Here is a 14,188-nt window from a genome sequence, read left to right on the forward strand (position 1 = left end):
GCTCATTTGACTGCTTCCGAGTCGAGATATGGCTTCTGATAGAAAAGATCCGCGGGAAGCTCGCCTTTCAGCGTGCCGGCGGCCTTGAAAACTTCGAACGTGCGTTTCAGTGTGCCGATGTCGCCCGATTTGAACGAGACCGTATTCATGGTCGTCCAGTGGTCGCCGTAGAAACGCGCGCCCTCGTCGCTCATGTTGCCGGCCTTCTTGAGTATCGCCACGACAGCGTCGGGATTGGCCGCGCCGAAGGCCAGCGCCTGGCGCATCGCCGCGAGCACCTTCGCAGCATCAGCCGGGTTGTCTTTGAGCCACTCGATGCGCATCACGGCGACACCGATATAGGGCGGTGTGCTCGCTTGCGTCATCTGTTTCCATTGATCGGACAAAGTTGTGATGACGCGGACTTTCTGCGCACTGTCCGGCACCTGCGCCACCGTGGTGGGACGCATGACGGCGGCGTCGACGTTCTTCTGAACGAGGAACTGCGCAAGACGCGGCTCGTCGCCCGCAACCAGGCGATAGTCGGCAAGCTTGAGCCCGTAATTGCCGTCGAGCACGGCGGTGCCGACGCCAGTGGTCGCACTGCCGATGGGCGACATGCCGACTTTCTTGCCGCGCAGTTCACCCGCCGAGTGGATCGGCGAATCCGCGAGCACGACGATTTCCGCATCGACAATCTGCGTAGCGGCCACCATCCTGACCGGCACACCCTGCTGGCTCAAGCTGAATGCTCCCGCGAGGCTGGTGCCGAATGCCAGGTCGATCGCGTTCGAAGCCAGCGCGGTAGTCGGTCCGTTCACGTCCGGAAAATGGAGGAACTGCACCTGCAGTCCCTGTTTCTCGAAGAACTTCTGCGCTTCGAGCACGGCACCGAAACCAAGACTGGTGCCGCTGGTCCAGTAGCCCACGCGCAGCGGCGCCGCATACGCACTGGTAAGGCACGCGCCGGCTATTAAGAGTGCGCATGCTGCCTTTAGAACGGAACGAAATGATTTCATGGTGCTTTGCCTGAAGTAGCAACGCGGCCGGTATCCCCAGCGTCGTCTTTGAAGGATTACTAAATGTCCTTATCAAAACATAAAGCACGGCGCAACGATTCATCGAGAGATTCCGCCTGAAGCAAAGGCGGAATCCTCCGTATTACTTGCCGATCGCTACCAGCGGCGCGTGCTCAAAGTCCCGCTTCATGCTGCGTAGCACACGCTCCATCGTCATGTCGCGAAACTTTTCGATGTGCCGGCGCGTAATGCGCGCGCCCGACTTGCCGTCGCCTGCCGACAGCACCTCAACCAGTTGGCGGTGATCGTCGGCGATTTCCGGGCTGTCGTCTTCGTCGCTGAAACCGAGCGCCACCAGCCGCGTCATTTCGTCGAACAACACCGAGATGCTGCGCACCAGACGGTCGTTGCCCGATGCCATTGCGATCACCAGATGAAACTCCCGGTTCGCATCGAGGAAAAACCCGATCCGATTACCGTGATTCTTCGACGCCGTATTGCCGCGCGCGGCGCGATCGATCCGCATCAACGCCTTTGCGTCCACCTTGCCGGCCGCGAGCCGCGCCGCCTCGGGTTCGAGAATGAGCCGCAGCGCGAACACCTCCTCGACATCCTTCAGCGTGACCGGCACGACGACGTAGCCGTGTCGCGGCACCGAACGCACCAGCCCTTCGTGCGTGAGACGCGCAAGCGCCAGCCGGCACGTCGACTTGCCGACGCCATATTGCTCCATCAGCGCAGCCTCGGTCAGCATGCTGCCAGGTTTCAGCGAGCAGGACAGTATCGCCTGCCGCATAGCCAGATAAGTCGACTCTCCCAGCAACTTGCCCTCGGCCGTGGCGTTGCCCCCAGAAACTAACTTCCCTACCATGTTGCCCCCGTGCGCTCTATCCACGAATGGCTGCGTATTATGCTTACATCATTCTGTAGGCACCTCACCAACCTTAAATCATTCTAGGAGATGCATATAGGGAAGTAAACTGAACACAAAAAATGCACACCCTGTCGCACCATCTATCAGCCAGCAGTGCCGCTCCATCGGCGTACGGATCGTGATTCGATATCGAACAGGTCAAGCACGCGCCCGAGCGTATGATCGACCATCTGCTCGAGCGTTTCCGGCCGCGCGTAGAACGCCGGCACTGGCGGATAGACAATCGCGCCGGCGTCCGTGACGGCAGCGAAACTGCGGATATGACCGGCATGCAACGGCGTTTCGCGCACCATCAGCACAAGACGGCGACGTTCCTTGAGCATCACGTCCGCCGCTCGCGAAAGCAGCGAACTGGTGCATCCAGTGGCAACTTCCGAGAGCGTCTTGATCGAACAGGGCGCAACTATCATGCCGTCGACGCGAAACGAGCCGCTCGAAATCGCTGCACCGATGTCAGTGTTCGGGTAGTTGACGTCCGCGAGCGCCTGAAGATCGGCAATCCGCATCTGCGTCTCCTGCGCCAGCGTCACCTGCGCCGAACGGCTGACCACCAGGTGCGACTCCACCTCCAGGTCGCGTAACAGGCGAAGCAACCGCACACCGTAAATGACGCCCGACGCGCCGCTGATACCGACCACGAGGCGTCGCCGCGCTGCGGATGTGGATTTCATGCGATCCCTCCTTTATCGAGCGCAAACGAGCATGGCCGGCGTGCATGCGTCATCATGGCTTCTGACCCGTGATGATCTTCTTTGCCGCCTCGTACGGTCCGGTAACGAATACGTCGCTGGGAAGCGTTCCTTTAATCGCACCGCTCGCCGCGAAGATCTGCTGCTCGCGCTTGAGCGTGTCGATGTCAATCGGTTCGAAGGAAATGCTATTCAGTTCGGCCCAATGCGCCGCATAAATCCGAGCATCGTCTGCGGGCAGATTCGCGACTTTTTGCAGTATCGCCGCGACCTGGTCCGGATGCGCGTTGCCCCACACGATTGCATTGTGAATCGCGACTATCAGCCTGGCGACGGATTGCGGGTCGCGCTGGATCAACTCCGTGCGTGCTGCGGCCACGCCCAGATACGGCATCGCATTGGATTTCGTCAGTTTGTGCCATTCGTCCACCAGCGTGCCGAGACGCCGGGTCTTCACTTCCGTCAACTGCGCGACCGTAACCGAGCGCAGCGCTGCGGCGTCGACCTGGTGCTGCATGAGAAACTGCGCAAGGCGTGCCTCGTTGCCGGGCACCAGCGAATATTCGCTGGCATTGAAGCCATAATTTGCTTGCAACACCGCAGCCGTCATCAACGCAACCGAACTACCCGACGGCGACATGCCGATTTTCTTCCCACGCAATTGCGCGATCGACTGGATCCGCGAGTCGGCGGGCGTGACGAATGTGACATCGGCCGGCGCTGTCGCACCGAAAATCCTGATCGGCACGCCGCTCGCCGCGATGCTGAACGCGCTAGCGCCGGGCACGCTGAAGCTTATGTCGATCACATTGGCGGCGAGCCCGCTCGCAGGTGCGTTGACCTCGGCGAAGTGCATGAAATGCGCGTCGTCGATACCGGCCTTCTTCAGGAAATCGCCCGTTTCCAGCACGGCGCCGAGGCCGAGGCTCACGCCGCTCGTCCAGTAACCGATGCGCAGCGGCGCGGCCTGCGCAGAAAGTGCGAGCAGGAACATCGCGGCGGCAAACAGCACACGCTTTGCAAGAAGGTAGGGTTGCATCAGATCAGCTCATTAATGGGGTGAAGGGAACGCTGGCGGCCCGTGCAGCGCGTTGAACGATATCGCGGCAATCAGCGCCGCGTCGGCGGCACGGCGTCGAAGCTTGAACCACGTACGCAAAGCTTGCCTTCCGCGGTTTTCCACAACTGCTTGCGTTCATGCAGTTCGCCGAGCGCCCGAGCCAGTGTCCGGAAGTCGTATTTCGACAGCCGTTCGGCAAGCTCGGTGTAGTAAAGCGGCGCGGCGCCGAGGAGCGCGAGCGCTTCGGTTGCGGCGTCTTCCAGTTGTTCCGGCTCCGACACATGCACGGAGTCGGCCTTCCCGTCCACGTAGTCCGCGATCTTCGCCGTATCCGCGTAGGCATATGAAATACGTTCGTAGCGTTCGTGCGGAATGCCTTCCGAGATCGTTGCGTCCACGCCGACCTTGGCACCTGTCGGCACCATGCCCGGCGGCATGACCGGCAAGCTCGGGTCCAGCGGCTTCGCGCGCGCGCCAGGGATGACGATCAGATCGCGGTCGCCCTGCACGCGCGTCGCGATGGCCCATTCGACCTCCTCGCCGTTGAACACGTCGATGTCGTCGTCAACGACCACCACGTGTTTCAGATCCATCACCGAAAGCGCCGCCAGCAGTGCGTTCTTGCCCTCACCCGCCTGCTTTCGAATCGAAATGACCGCGTGCCAGAACGCGCGGCCGCCCAACGTCACGTTGATGTCCTTTACCTGCACGCCGGCCGTGCGCAGCGCGCTACGAATGGCCTGATAGCGCGTCGGCGCCGCCAGCCAGGTGTTTTCCCAAGGCATGTGCAACGAGTAATACATTGCATCGCGCCGATGCATGATCGCCTTGATGCGTACGTCCGGGTTCCAGTGAAGGCCGCCCATCAATGCGGTGAATTCCCCGAAGCGGCCTTCCGGCTGGGTCCATCCCGTCGGCAGAATTTCCGCTTCGATGACGATCTCCGAATCGGCGATGTACGGCAAGTCGACCGTTTCACACGGGGCCAATTCGACGGCTGCGCCGCGGATGCCGCCAGCGATCGCCATTTCGTCGACGCCGATCGGTGCGCGATAGCCGGCGCCCATGATTTCTACCGGATGGTTGCCGATCGAAATGGAGATCGGGCACGGGCGTCCCTGTTCGTAGGCACGCTGCGCGAACATGCGCATATTGTTCGGCGTCACGATGTCGATACCGCTCAGCGCCTTTTCCTTGACCATGAACCGGTAAATACCGCTGTTCAGGCCATGCTCCGGATCGCGCGATATCACGATGCCCGCGGTGATCATCGGGCCACCGTCGAAGATCGACGACATGGGCACAGGCAGGCGGAACAGATCGACATCGTCGCCCTTGTAGATCACTTCTTTCGTGGCCGAGGTGGCGACATATTTGGGCGCAATCGGGTTCTGGATGTCATGCGCCAGCATCTTCTCGATGTCGGAGTAGTTGTCGCAACCCATCGCCATCATCGCGCGTTCCTGCGTGCGGATAATGCCCGACAGCAGCGGCATATCGTAGCCGATCACGTTATGAAACAGCAGCGCCTTGTCGCTCTGGTCGACCAGCGTTCCCACATGGCGGATATCAACAGGCTGCCGGATATCTACCAGTTGCTGTGCCGCGCGCAGCCGTTCCAGGAACTCGCGGAAATTCTCGTTCATACTGAACTCCATGATGTTGAATGTCGTGTCGCTTTCACTTACGCGGTTTCGCTATCCTGTAGCGACGCAAGCGCTGTGGCTTTCAATACTGCGCGATCGATCTTGTTTGTGGACGCAAGCGGCAACGTGTCCACGAACCATACGCGCCGTGGGTGCTGATAAGCGGGGGCGTGCGTCAACGCGAACTGTTTGGCTTCCTCTTCGGTAAGCGACGCGCCTGCGCGCCGCACCACGAATGCCACCGGTTTGGTTCCCTTGATATCGTCAGCGACCGGCACCACGCATGCCTGGACGATATCCGGGTGCGTCTCCAGCATCTGCTCGACTTCACCGGGAAAAATGTTCTCGCCGCCGGACACGAACATGTCGTCCGCACGGCCGACGAACGCATAAAAGCCCTGGTCGTCGCGGTGAAATACGTCGCCCGTTATATAGAAGCTGTCTGCTGTCACCGGCAGAGGCAGGTCGGGCCGGTTGTGGTAACCGAGCATGACGGCGGGGCTTTTCACGGCCAGCACGCCGGTTGCAACACCTGTCGGCGGTGCGTCGAGCAACTTGACGCTGACTTCGGGATGCGGATATCCGACCGACAGCAACGGCGGTTCGATCCCTTGCGGATGTGGTCCGAACACGATCGGCCCGCCCTCGGTCGTGCCATAGACGTTAGTGAGCTTCGCATTCGGCAGTATCTCGCCGATCTGCGCAAGCAGACTCTCGCTGACGGGCGCCGAGCCCATCCGGATGAAGCGCACCGATGAGAGATCCGTGCGCGCAAGCAACTCCTTTTCGCGCAGCATCATCGCGATCATTGGCGGCACTGAGGTGAGCCACGTGACCCGATAGCGCTCGATCGCCGTGATGTACATGCGCGCGGTGAATTGCGGAAGCAGTATGACCGTACCGTGCCCGTACAACGACATCAGCACGAGCGTCAGCGCGTTCATGTGATACATCGGCGCGGCCACCAGAAAGCGATGCGCCGCCGGTGGCTGCGCACGCGCTCGCGTATGCGCCACCCACAGGTGGCTGCCGTGCGAGAGCATCACGCCCTTCGGCTTGCCGGTCGAGCCGGACGTATAAAGAAACATCGCCGGCATGTCGGGCGTGGGCACGAAAGTCTCGAACGGGCCAGGTTCGACGAACGAAGCGAAACTTTCCTCGCCCGTCGAATCGAATACGACTGTTGGCAGATCGTCCGGGCAGTCGGCAAGTCGCGCGGCGTCGCAAAACACCAGACGTGCACCACTATCGCGAATCACAAAAGTGGAGAGCGCGGGTGGAAACCTGAAGTTGACGGGCACAGCGACCATTCCCGCGCGCATGATGCCGAGCAGCGCCGCGACATATTCGGCGCGATTCGCCGCAAGAATGGCAACGCGCTCGCCGACTTTCAGACCGCGCCGCACCAGTGCACGCGCGACGCCGTCAGCCAGCGCGTCGAGTTCGCCGTAGGTCATGCGCGTTTCGTGCCACTCGCAACCCGTATCATCTGGTTCCCCAAGCGCGATCACTGCAAGCTTGCACGGATCGCCGTCGGCGTCGATCAGATCGCCGAGATTCTCAGGCGTGGGCATGTTCAACTGCTCCGATAAATTCAATGACAGTATTGAGTTCGCCTAACAGCACCACAACGGACGACGCGCCGCTCTGCGCATGGGTCGGCGCGATCAGCCGCACCACGCTCTCGTCGTGGGACGTGAGCGCGTCCAGACGTGCGTGCATCGCCGCAAGATCGCTTACCTCGACGACAATGGCGCCAAAATAGCTTTCGCGCCCTGCTGCGTGACATACGAGGTCGCCATAGCGCGTGCGATATGCCGCGCCATCGATAAAGTCCAGATCGAAATCACGCAACGCAATGCGCGAGTGGTGGAAGGACGGCGATGTGAGAACCGACTCGCCGGCAATCAGCGCATAGCGGCGCGCTTCGAGTTGCGGGTCGTCACTCACGATCACACATTCCTTCAGGCGTCGCGCGCCGTTCGGATGCTTCGTCCATTCGGCACGGAAGACCCATTCCGGCGTGAGGTGCTCGCAGAAATAAACGCGCCCGGCGGACAGTTCTTCGGCTGCGAGCCGGGTTGTCCGGAAACGGGCGATCTGCTCGACGCCTTTAATATCCACGGGCCGCGTGAACGACTGCGGTTCACTGGCACGCACGCCGGCGTCGATCAATCGCGCATAGGTTTCCTGCGCGTCGTCCGTCTTGAACACGAGACCGTCTACACCCAGACGGCTTTCGAGAATCTCGCGCCGCAACGTGGTGGCGCCGGGCGGCAGGCCGACCAGTTCGAGATAATGTCCATCGAACATCATCAGGTGATTGACCGAGCCAAGTGAGTGATAGCCGCGCGGGGTCAACGCGAAGCCGAGCAATTCGAAACACGACGCGGCGGCGTCGGTTTCGAACATCGCGTTCACGACGACATGGTCGAGCGTCGATGTCGCCGTGTTCATCATGCCTTCGGCGCGGGTGCGGGCGCGGTGGAATAGACGCCCCGGCCGCTTGCGAGCAGCGCGCCGGACTGGTCGTAAATATGCGCCTCCGCAACCGAAATCCCGCTACCGAACTTCACCACCTTACCGCGCGCGATGAGATCGCCGGGCATCGCCGCGCGGTGATAGTCGACGCGCAGATCGATCGTCGGTACGCCGCGGCCCGTTTTCGACACCAGCGCCCAGTCGGCCGTGAGGTCGACCAGCGCGGCAAGAATGCCGCCGTGCGTGTACCGGCGTTCGGGGTTCACGACCCACTCTTCGCGCCACGTCGCGGCGATTTCGATTGAGCCGTCGCCGACTTCGAGCACACGGAGACCGAGCCACTGGTGGTAAGGACCACGCGTAAGCATTGTCTGAACCTGCTCCGCGGTAAGTTGCTGGTTATCAGCCATTCGAGTCTCCGTACTTTTATGGGGTAACGACGATCTTGCCGAGCACTTCCCGATCGCGAATCATGCGCAGGCCTTCGGCTGCCTGTTCGAGCGGCAACACCTTGTCGATCTGCACGGCAATGTTCTTCGTACGGATCAATTCCATCAGCGCCGCGAGGTTGTCGTCATAAAAACTGTTCGAACCGATCACGCGAATCTCGAAGCTCCAGATGTAGCGAAGGTCTTCCTTGGGATCGTGACCCGCAGTCGCACCGCAGACGAGCAGGCTGCCGCCGCGTTTGATGCATTTGAGCGACGGTGCCCACGTATCGCCGCCGGTGAAATTGATCACGACGTCCGCACCGCCTTCATAGCTGCGGCGTTGCGGCTTGCCGTACTTCTCGATGACCCACTTCGAGAAATCGGTGTCGCGATAGTTGATGACGTGATCGGCGCCCATCGCCTTGAGCCGTTCAGCCTTGTCCGCACTGCCGGCGGCCGCGATCACTTCGGCACCCAGCATCTTGGCAAGCGTCACGCAGCCGGTTCCAACGCCGCCGCTCGCCCCCAGAATGACTACACGATCACCCGGCTTGATGGTGTTGTGCGTAACGAGCATCCGGTGCGCCGTACCGTAGGCGACCGGCAGCGACGCCGCTTCTTCGAACGTCACGCCTTCGGGCATTGCGATCAACTGGTCAGCGCTGACGAGGCAGTATTGCGCCATGCCGCCGTCGAGCATTTCGCCCATCAGGCCTTTCTTTTTGTTGAGCGGATTGACGAGTACCCGCGCGCCGACCGACCAGTTTTCGACGTTGTCTCCTACCTCCGTGATCTCTCCCGCCATATCCAGACCGATGACCACAGGCAGCGGCACCTTGATGCCCGGCATACCCTTCACCGTAAAGACGTCGTGATAGTTGAAAGACGACGCGCGCACGCGGATGACGACGTGACCCGGCACCGCCTTCGGTATCGGCATCTCGCCGACATGGAGTTTGTCGACGTCACCGTGTTCAGAGAGAATCAAAGCCTTCATCGTACTGCTCATATGTACTCCTATTTATGGGAAGCAAACGCGCTACGTCTTTGTAAATGTTCGACTATTTCAGCCACTTCGGCTCGCGGCGCGGCAGCAGTGCGCCGCGAGCCCGTTCCCTATGCCCGCTTCTTCCAGCGGAACAGGTGGTTTTCAAGCGGCTTGAGAATGCCGTACTCGAGCATCACCATCAGGACGACCATAGTGAGTGTCCATGCGAACACCTGATCGGTTTGAACAAGATCCGCCGCCTGACGCAGCCGGTAGCCGACGCCGTTCGAAGACCCGATCGTCTCCGCCACCAGCGACACCCGCCAGCCGAAACCGAACGCGAGGCGCGCACCGGAGAAGAAATGCGGCAGCACGGTGGGCAGATAGATCTTGGTCATCACCTTGCTGCGCGACATCTGAAAGCTGCGGGCAAGCTCCACATATTCGGCGTTGACGCTTTGCGCGCCCTGCCACACGTTCGTGAGAATCAGCGGCATCGCTTCCATGAACACGACGAAGATGGTCGTGCCGTTCGAGATGCCGAACCAGATCAACGCGAAGATGGCCCAGATCGCGGCGGATACCGTGTTGACGACCGACAGCACCGGCTCGCAGAAACTGCCGAGGCGCCGGTTCGCACCAAGCAGGATGCCGAGCGGCGTGCCCACTAGCGCGGCCAGAAGGAAGCCCGCGACGACGCGGTACAGCGTAATGCCAAGATCTTCGGCAAACGTGCCGGTGGCGATCAGGTCAAGCAGCGCGTTCCACGTTTTTCCCGGGCCAGGCAGAATGAAGGCAGGCACGCGTTGCGCCGCCAGCCACCACACCATCAGGAAGATGGCGAGCAGAGAAAGGCGTTGACCGGCGACTTTCGCAAGGCGCGTCAGGCGGCCGAACCGTGCGGGAAAAACAGAACTGGCGGTCGAAACAGAAGACATCGCAACGTCCTTAAATGAGGGCGCGCACGCGGCGCACCGTTTCCGCGACTTCGGCGGCGAGCGGGTCGCGCGGTCGCGGCAGGTCGATCATCAGCGCATCGCGCACGCGTCCCGGCCGTGGACGCAGGACAACCACCTTATCCGCGAGCACGATGGCTTCTTCCACGTCGTGTGTGACGAATACGACGGTCATCTTCAGCTGCTCGCGGATTCGCAGCAGTTCCGCGTGCATCTGCGAGCGCATCTGCGGGTCGAGCTTGGAAAACGGTTCGTCCATCAACAGGATGTACGGCTTCACGACCAGGCTGCGCGCAAGCGCCACCCGGCTGCGCATGCCGCCCGAGAGTTCGTGCGGGTAGGCGTGCTCGAATCCTTCAAGGCCGGTCATCTTCAGCGCGGCCAGCGCGCGTCCTCGCCGCCGTTCGGCGTTGAGCCAACCCGCTTCGAGACCGAATTCCGTGTTCGCCACGATCGTGCGCCAGGGCAGCAGGCGGTCCTCCTGGAACATGTAGCTGACGACGCGGGTATCGTGAGTCGGCTCGCCGGCCACTCCGTCGATCCGCACGTCGCCCTGATCCGCCTGTGCCAGTCCTGCGATGATGTTGAGCAACGTGCTCTTGCCGCATCCGGACGCGCCGACGATCGCCAGCACCGAACCCGAAGGCGCGGTCAGACTGATGTCTTCGAGCACCGCCAGCTTCCCGTAGTGCTTCGAAACGTGCTCCACTTCCACCGCGTTGCGTACCGTGGTTGCCTTCTCGAACATGGCCTGGGTAGTCACTGCGTTCATCGTGCGCCTCGCAGTGGGACGATCGGTGCGCCTGCATGCGCGTCGCGCAGGCTCGCCATTACCTTTTCCATCGTCATGTCGCGGAACGTCGCCACATGCCGGTGCGCGATCTGCTCGGCGCGCTTGCCGTCGCCGCTCGCGAGGGCGCTGATCATCGCGGTGTGGTCATGGCGGATCTCCGGCTTGGTGTTCTGCACGCCGAAGCCGAGCGACACGAGTCGCGCCATATCGTTGAGCAGGCCACCCAGCATGCGAACCAGCCGGCCATTGCCCGAACATTCGGCGATTGCCATGTGGAAAGCCGCATTCGCGTCCATGAAGATGCCAATCCGGCTGCCGATGCCAAGCGACGTATCGTCGTTGCGGCACGCGCGCTCCAGCCGGTTCAACAGGTCGATATCCGCCTTGCCCGCAGCGAGGCGCGCCGATAGCGGCTCAAGTTCAAGGCGAAGCGCAAACACTTCTTCGACATCCTTCAACGTAATCGGCGTTACCAGGTAGCCCTGACGCGGCACGATGCGCACAAAGCCTTCCTGCGCGAGACGCTGCAGCGCCACCCTGCAGGTTGCCTTGCCGATGCCGTAGCGTGCGGTTAGCGCGCTTTCCGTCAGCGTGGTGGCCGGTTCGATTAAGCAGGACAGAATGTCCTGACGGATCGCCGAACACGCCCGCTCACTGAGCAGTTTTGCTTCGTTCGAACAGTCGATCAATTCCACCGTCGGAGCTGCAGGATCTTCCACGACACCTCTCCTTCGTCTCGTAGGCTGCTCACAAGCATCTGCGTGGGCAGGTGATGAGTTAACTTAGAACGGCCATTAAAAAAATGCACGTAAAAAAAACGTGACTTCTGAGCTGTTCAGCGAATGTCACGGCGCTCCCGGTCCTCTCCCGCATGACATATCTGCATGGCGTTCACTGCGCCTTCGTGCCGTCAGAACGAATGCAGTATGCCGAGCTGCGCGCCAGTCACGCCTTCTCCGCGCGTCGGCGTATTCGGCGTGATGGGCCCGTTGGCGATCAGCGCATAGGTCGCGCCGTGGCGGTTCACGAGCCGTTCAAACGTTCCATAGACCAGCGTCCGCTTGCTGAAACTGTAGAACGCGCCAATGCTCACTTCTCCCGCGTTGTTATCCTGGCCTGAACTATCCTTCGCGTAGCCGACGCCGGCCGCGAGCCGTAGCGCCGGTGTGACGTTGTAGGTCGTCGATAGCGAATAGACGCTGTGATATTTGCCTTGGACATTGGTTGAAATATTCGAGCCGAGGTTGTTGCCCCGGTAATAGCCGAAGTAGCCCGTCACACTGCCGAACTGATAACTGCCGCCGGCGAACGTCGTCTTCGTATTGACTTTTCCGTTCGCGCCATTCTGTTCCGCGTGGCTGACGCCGAGATACAGCGGGCCACGCTGATAATCGATCGACCCGACGTAGGCATTCAACGCGTCATGCGGCGACGTCTGACCGCCCAGGCTCGCACCCGCGGAGAACGTGAATCCCGAGATGTTCGGCGACCAGTACGTGATCATGTTGTCGTAGCGGAACACGAACGTCGACGCGTTGTGAAGAAACGAGCCGTATGTACCGCCGGAGAATGCGTCGAACTTGCTGTGCATCAGCAGCAGCACCGAGTTCTGACGGCCGAAACGGAATTCACCATACGGCGTGCCGAGACCCACCCACGCACTGCGGCTGAAAGCGAGCGTGGAATCGGTCGCCGCTCCGGAGTTCGTGAGAATGCCGTTCTCGAGATCGAAGGTTGCACGCAGGCCGTCACCGAGATCTTCGCTTCCTCTGATCCCTACGCGGCTTGCCGACAGACCGCCGCTCTGCATCGCGGTCTGCGCGCCCTTGCCGCCTGCGTTCGTATAACCCAGGTACGTATCGAGAATGCCGTACAGCGTCACCTCGGCCCGGGCCGGCGTCACTGTCACGGTGCCGAGTGCAACGAGTGCTGCAGAACAAGCCAAAGCCATCTTGCGCATTTCAGATTCCCGTTTCGGTAAATGGTTTATGTCGCATTACTAATAATCTCACTGTGAACCGCTTTACCGATTTATTTCCTCGACGAGGTGTGCAACAAATTTTTTGTGAGGTGCTCACGAACAATCAGTAAGCGTTCGACGGTTGACTTTAGATCGACAAAAAAGAGAAGCACAACAAATATTTCTGGGCATCTCAAGCGTGAGATGCTTACGCGCGGGTCTCACATTTGTCTTCCAAAATCCGTTTTTTGCGCGGTGTCGGGAGCGCAGGTTGCTGCTGTGCGTATTTCGGCGAACGTGACCGCCGATTTCGGGAACGTGACCGATTCGGCAAGGTCGGGCGTTGCGCGGTATCGATTGTGAAGCGCACCGGGTTTTCCGGAGACCTTTACTCCTGAGAGAATAGAGTCATGGAAAACCTCGAAAAAGCAAAACGGAAGACGGCGCCGAAATATTCGGCGGAAGTGCGTGAGCGCGCGGTTCGTATGGTGTTCGAGCATCGTGCGGAGTACGCGACGCAATGGGAAGCAATCCAGTCGATTGCCGCCAAGATGGGTTGCTCACGCGAAACGTTAAGAAACTGGGTTCGTCAGGCTGAGAGCGATCGTGGTCTGCGCGCGGGCCCCAAGACGCAGGAGCAGGACCGCATCCGCGAGCTTGAACGTGAAGTCCGGGAACTGCGTCAGGCCAATGAAATCCTGCGCAAGGCCTCGGCATATTTCGCACAGGCGGAGCTCGACCGCCGACCGAAGTGATGATTGCCTTCATTGACGATCACCGGTCGGCGTATGGGGTCGAGCCGATCTGCAGGGTGCTGCCGATCGCCCCGTCGACGTATTACCTTCATTCGTCTCGACGCGCTGATCCGCGTCGGCTGCCGCCGCGCGCGCAGCGCGATGCACTGCTGTGTCAGCATATCCGGCGTGTATGGGAGGAGAACTTTCGGGTATATGGTGCGCGCAAGGTTTGGCGGAAGCTATTGCGCGAAGGATTCAAGCTCGCACGGTGTACTGTCGAGCGACTGATGAAGCGGCTCGGGCTGCAAGGTGTGCGGCGCGGCAGATCGATTCGAACCACCGTCAGCGAGCGAAACACACCGTGCCCGCTTGATCACGTCCAGCGGCAGTTCAAAGCGTCACGGCCGAACGCGCTGTGGGTGTCAGATTTCACCTTCGTGGCCACCTGGCAAGGCTTCGCTTATGTTGCCTTCATCGTTGATGTGTTCGCGCGACGCATCGTAGGCTGGAGAGTG

General features: G+C 60.8%; 13 protein-coding genes, 2 pseudogenes and 1 other annotated feature. Of the genes and pseudogenes, 1 reads left to right on the forward strand and 14 read right to left on the reverse strand.

From position 1 onward, the window contains the following. Nucleotides 1-2 precede the first annotated feature (2 nt). The 14 genes and pseudogenes from NCS58_RS11585 to NCS58_RS11645 all read right to left on the reverse strand — a co-directional run bounded on the left by NCS58_RS11585 (nucleotide 3) and on the right by NCS58_RS11645 (nucleotide 12,936). The gene (locus tag NCS58_RS11585) at nucleotides 3-998 is read right to left on the reverse strand and encodes an ABC transporter substrate-binding protein (protein WP_061121847.1); all 996 of its coding nucleotides are present in this window, start codon (nucleotides 996-998) and stop codon (nucleotides 3-5) included. Between the two features lie 142 nt (nucleotides 999-1,140). Continuing rightward, the gene (locus NCS58_RS11590) at nucleotides 1,141-1,629 is read right to left on the reverse strand and encodes a GntR family transcriptional regulator (protein WP_409241821.1); all 489 of its coding nucleotides are present in this window, start codon (nucleotides 1,627-1,629) and stop codon (nucleotides 1,141-1,143) included. Nucleotides 1,630-1,641: 12 nt separating this feature from the next. Next, nucleotides 1,642-1,869 (reverse strand): annotated as a pseudogene (locus tag NCS58_RS34465) (GntR family transcriptional regulator); the annotation flags it as partial. Nucleotides 1,870-2,015: 146 nt separating this feature from the next. Next, the gene (locus NCS58_RS11595; protein ID WP_250478422.1) at nucleotides 2,016-2,603 is read right to left on the reverse strand and encodes a UbiX family flavin prenyltransferase; all 588 of its coding nucleotides are present in this window, start codon (nucleotides 2,601-2,603) and stop codon (nucleotides 2,016-2,018) included. A 52-nt stretch (nucleotides 2,604-2,655) separates the two neighbouring features. Continuing rightward, a complete protein-coding gene (locus NCS58_RS11600; protein WP_061121844.1) occupies nucleotides 2,656-3,660 on the reverse strand; it encodes an ABC transporter substrate-binding protein in 1,005 nt (334 codons plus the stop codon). A 71-nt stretch (nucleotides 3,661-3,731) separates the two neighbouring features. Continuing rightward, nucleotides 3,732-5,327: a UbiD family decarboxylase gene (locus NCS58_RS11605; protein WP_250538475.1), complete on the reverse strand. Its 1,596-nt coding sequence runs from the start codon at nucleotides 5,325-5,327 to the stop codon at nucleotides 3,732-3,734. A gap of 38 nt (nucleotides 5,328-5,365) precedes the next feature. After that, the gene (locus NCS58_RS11610; RefSeq protein WP_061121842.1) at nucleotides 5,366-6,901 is read right to left on the reverse strand and encodes a class I adenylate-forming enzyme family protein; all 1,536 of its coding nucleotides are present in this window, start codon (nucleotides 6,899-6,901) and stop codon (nucleotides 5,366-5,368) included. Next, nucleotides 6,888-7,787: a VOC family protein gene (locus NCS58_RS11615; RefSeq protein ID WP_061121841.1), complete on the reverse strand. Its 900-nt coding sequence runs from the start codon at nucleotides 7,785-7,787 to the stop codon at nucleotides 6,888-6,890. Before NCS58_RS11615 ends, NCS58_RS11610 begins: the two co-directional genes overlap by 14 nt. Next, nucleotides 7,784-8,218: a PaaI family thioesterase gene (locus NCS58_RS11620; RefSeq protein ID WP_061121840.1), complete on the reverse strand. Its 435-nt coding sequence runs from the start codon at nucleotides 8,216-8,218 to the stop codon at nucleotides 7,784-7,786. Before NCS58_RS11620 ends, NCS58_RS11615 begins: the two co-directional genes overlap by 4 nt. A 16-nt stretch (nucleotides 8,219-8,234) precedes the next feature. Next, on the reverse strand, nucleotides 8,235-9,248 hold the full coding sequence (locus tag NCS58_RS11625) for a zinc-binding dehydrogenase (protein WP_061121839.1): 1,014 nt from the start codon (nucleotides 9,246-9,248) through the stop codon (nucleotides 8,235-8,237). A 107-nt stretch (nucleotides 9,249-9,355) separates the two neighbouring features. Continuing rightward, nucleotides 9,356-10,165, reverse strand: coding sequence for an ABC transporter permease (locus NCS58_RS11630; protein ID WP_061121838.1), 810 nt, complete (start codon nucleotides 10,163-10,165; stop codon nucleotides 9,356-9,358). Between the two features lie 10 nt (nucleotides 10,166-10,175). Further along, nucleotides 10,176-10,955 (reverse strand): ABC transporter ATP-binding protein, encoded by a 780-nt coding sequence (locus NCS58_RS11635; RefSeq protein WP_061121837.1) that lies wholly within the window; start codon nucleotides 10,953-10,955, stop codon nucleotides 10,176-10,178. Beyond that, nucleotides 10,952-11,695, reverse strand: a complete 744-nt coding sequence (locus tag NCS58_RS11640; protein ID WP_250478420.1) for a GntR family transcriptional regulator — start codon at nucleotides 11,693-11,695, stop codon at nucleotides 10,952-10,954. Before NCS58_RS11640 ends, NCS58_RS11635 begins: the two co-directional genes overlap by 4 nt. A 191-nt stretch (nucleotides 11,696-11,886) precedes the next feature. Beyond that, nucleotides 11,887-12,936 (reverse strand): porin, encoded by a 1,050-nt coding sequence (locus NCS58_RS11645; protein ID WP_250478419.1) that lies wholly within the window; start codon nucleotides 12,934-12,936, stop codon nucleotides 11,887-11,889. A gap of 410 nt (nucleotides 12,937-13,346) precedes the next feature. Between NCS58_RS11645 and NCS58_RS11650 the strand changes: the two are divergent. After that, nucleotides 13,347-14,188 (forward strand): annotated as a pseudogene (locus NCS58_RS11650) (IS3 family transposase); the annotation flags it as partial. Continuing rightward, nucleotides 13,649-13,765 (forward strand) — a sequence feature (AL1L pseudoknot). (Overlaps the previous pseudogene by 117 nt.)

The organism is Caballeronia sp. INML3B (genome assembly GCF_023631305.1).
Lineage (GTDB): Bacteria > Pseudomonadota > Gammaproteobacteria > Burkholderiales > Burkholderiaceae > Caballeronia > Caballeronia turbans.

What these genes read in the sequence shown, in the direction of transcription:
- NCS58_RS11585 (WP_061121847.1), bottom strand. Translation starts at nt 998, where the DNA reads ATGAAATCATTTCGTTCCGTTCTAAAGGCAGCATGCGCACTCTTAATA.
- NCS58_RS11595 (WP_250478422.1), bottom strand. Translation starts at nt 2,603, where the DNA reads ATGAAATCCACATCCGCAGCGCGGCGACGCCTCGTGGTCGGTATCAGC.
- NCS58_RS11600 (WP_061121844.1), bottom strand. Translation starts at nt 3,660, where the DNA reads ATGCAACCCTACCTTCTTGCAAAGCGTGTGCTGTTTGCCGCCGCGATG.
- NCS58_RS11605 (WP_250538475.1), bottom strand. Translation starts at nt 5,327, where the DNA reads ATGAACGAGAATTTCCGCGAGTTCCTGGAACGGCTGCGCGCGGCACAG.
- NCS58_RS11610 (WP_061121842.1), bottom strand. Translation starts at nt 6,901, where the DNA reads ATGCCCACGCCTGAGAATCTCGGCGATCTGATCGACGCCGACGGCGAT.
- NCS58_RS11615 (WP_061121841.1), bottom strand. Translation starts at nt 7,787, where the DNA reads ATGATGAACACGGCGACATCGACGCTCGACCATGTCGTCGTGAACGCG.
- NCS58_RS11620 (WP_061121840.1), bottom strand. Translation starts at nt 8,218, where the DNA reads ATGGCTGATAACCAGCAACTTACCGCGGAGCAGGTTCAGACAATGCTT.
- NCS58_RS11625 (WP_061121839.1), bottom strand. Translation starts at nt 9,248, where the DNA reads ATGAGCAGTACGATGAAGGCTTTGATTCTCTCTGAACACGGTGACGTC.
- NCS58_RS11630 (WP_061121838.1), bottom strand. Translation starts at nt 10,165, where the DNA reads ATGTCTTCTGTTTCGACCGCCAGTTCTGTTTTTCCCGCACGGTTCGGC.
- NCS58_RS11635 (WP_061121837.1), bottom strand. Translation starts at nt 10,955, where the DNA reads ATGAACGCAGTGACTACCCAGGCCATGTTCGAGAAGGCAACCACGGTA.
- NCS58_RS11645 (WP_250478419.1), bottom strand. Translation starts at nt 12,936, where the DNA reads ATGCGCAAGATGGCTTTGGCTTGTTCTGCAGCACTCGTTGCACTCGGC.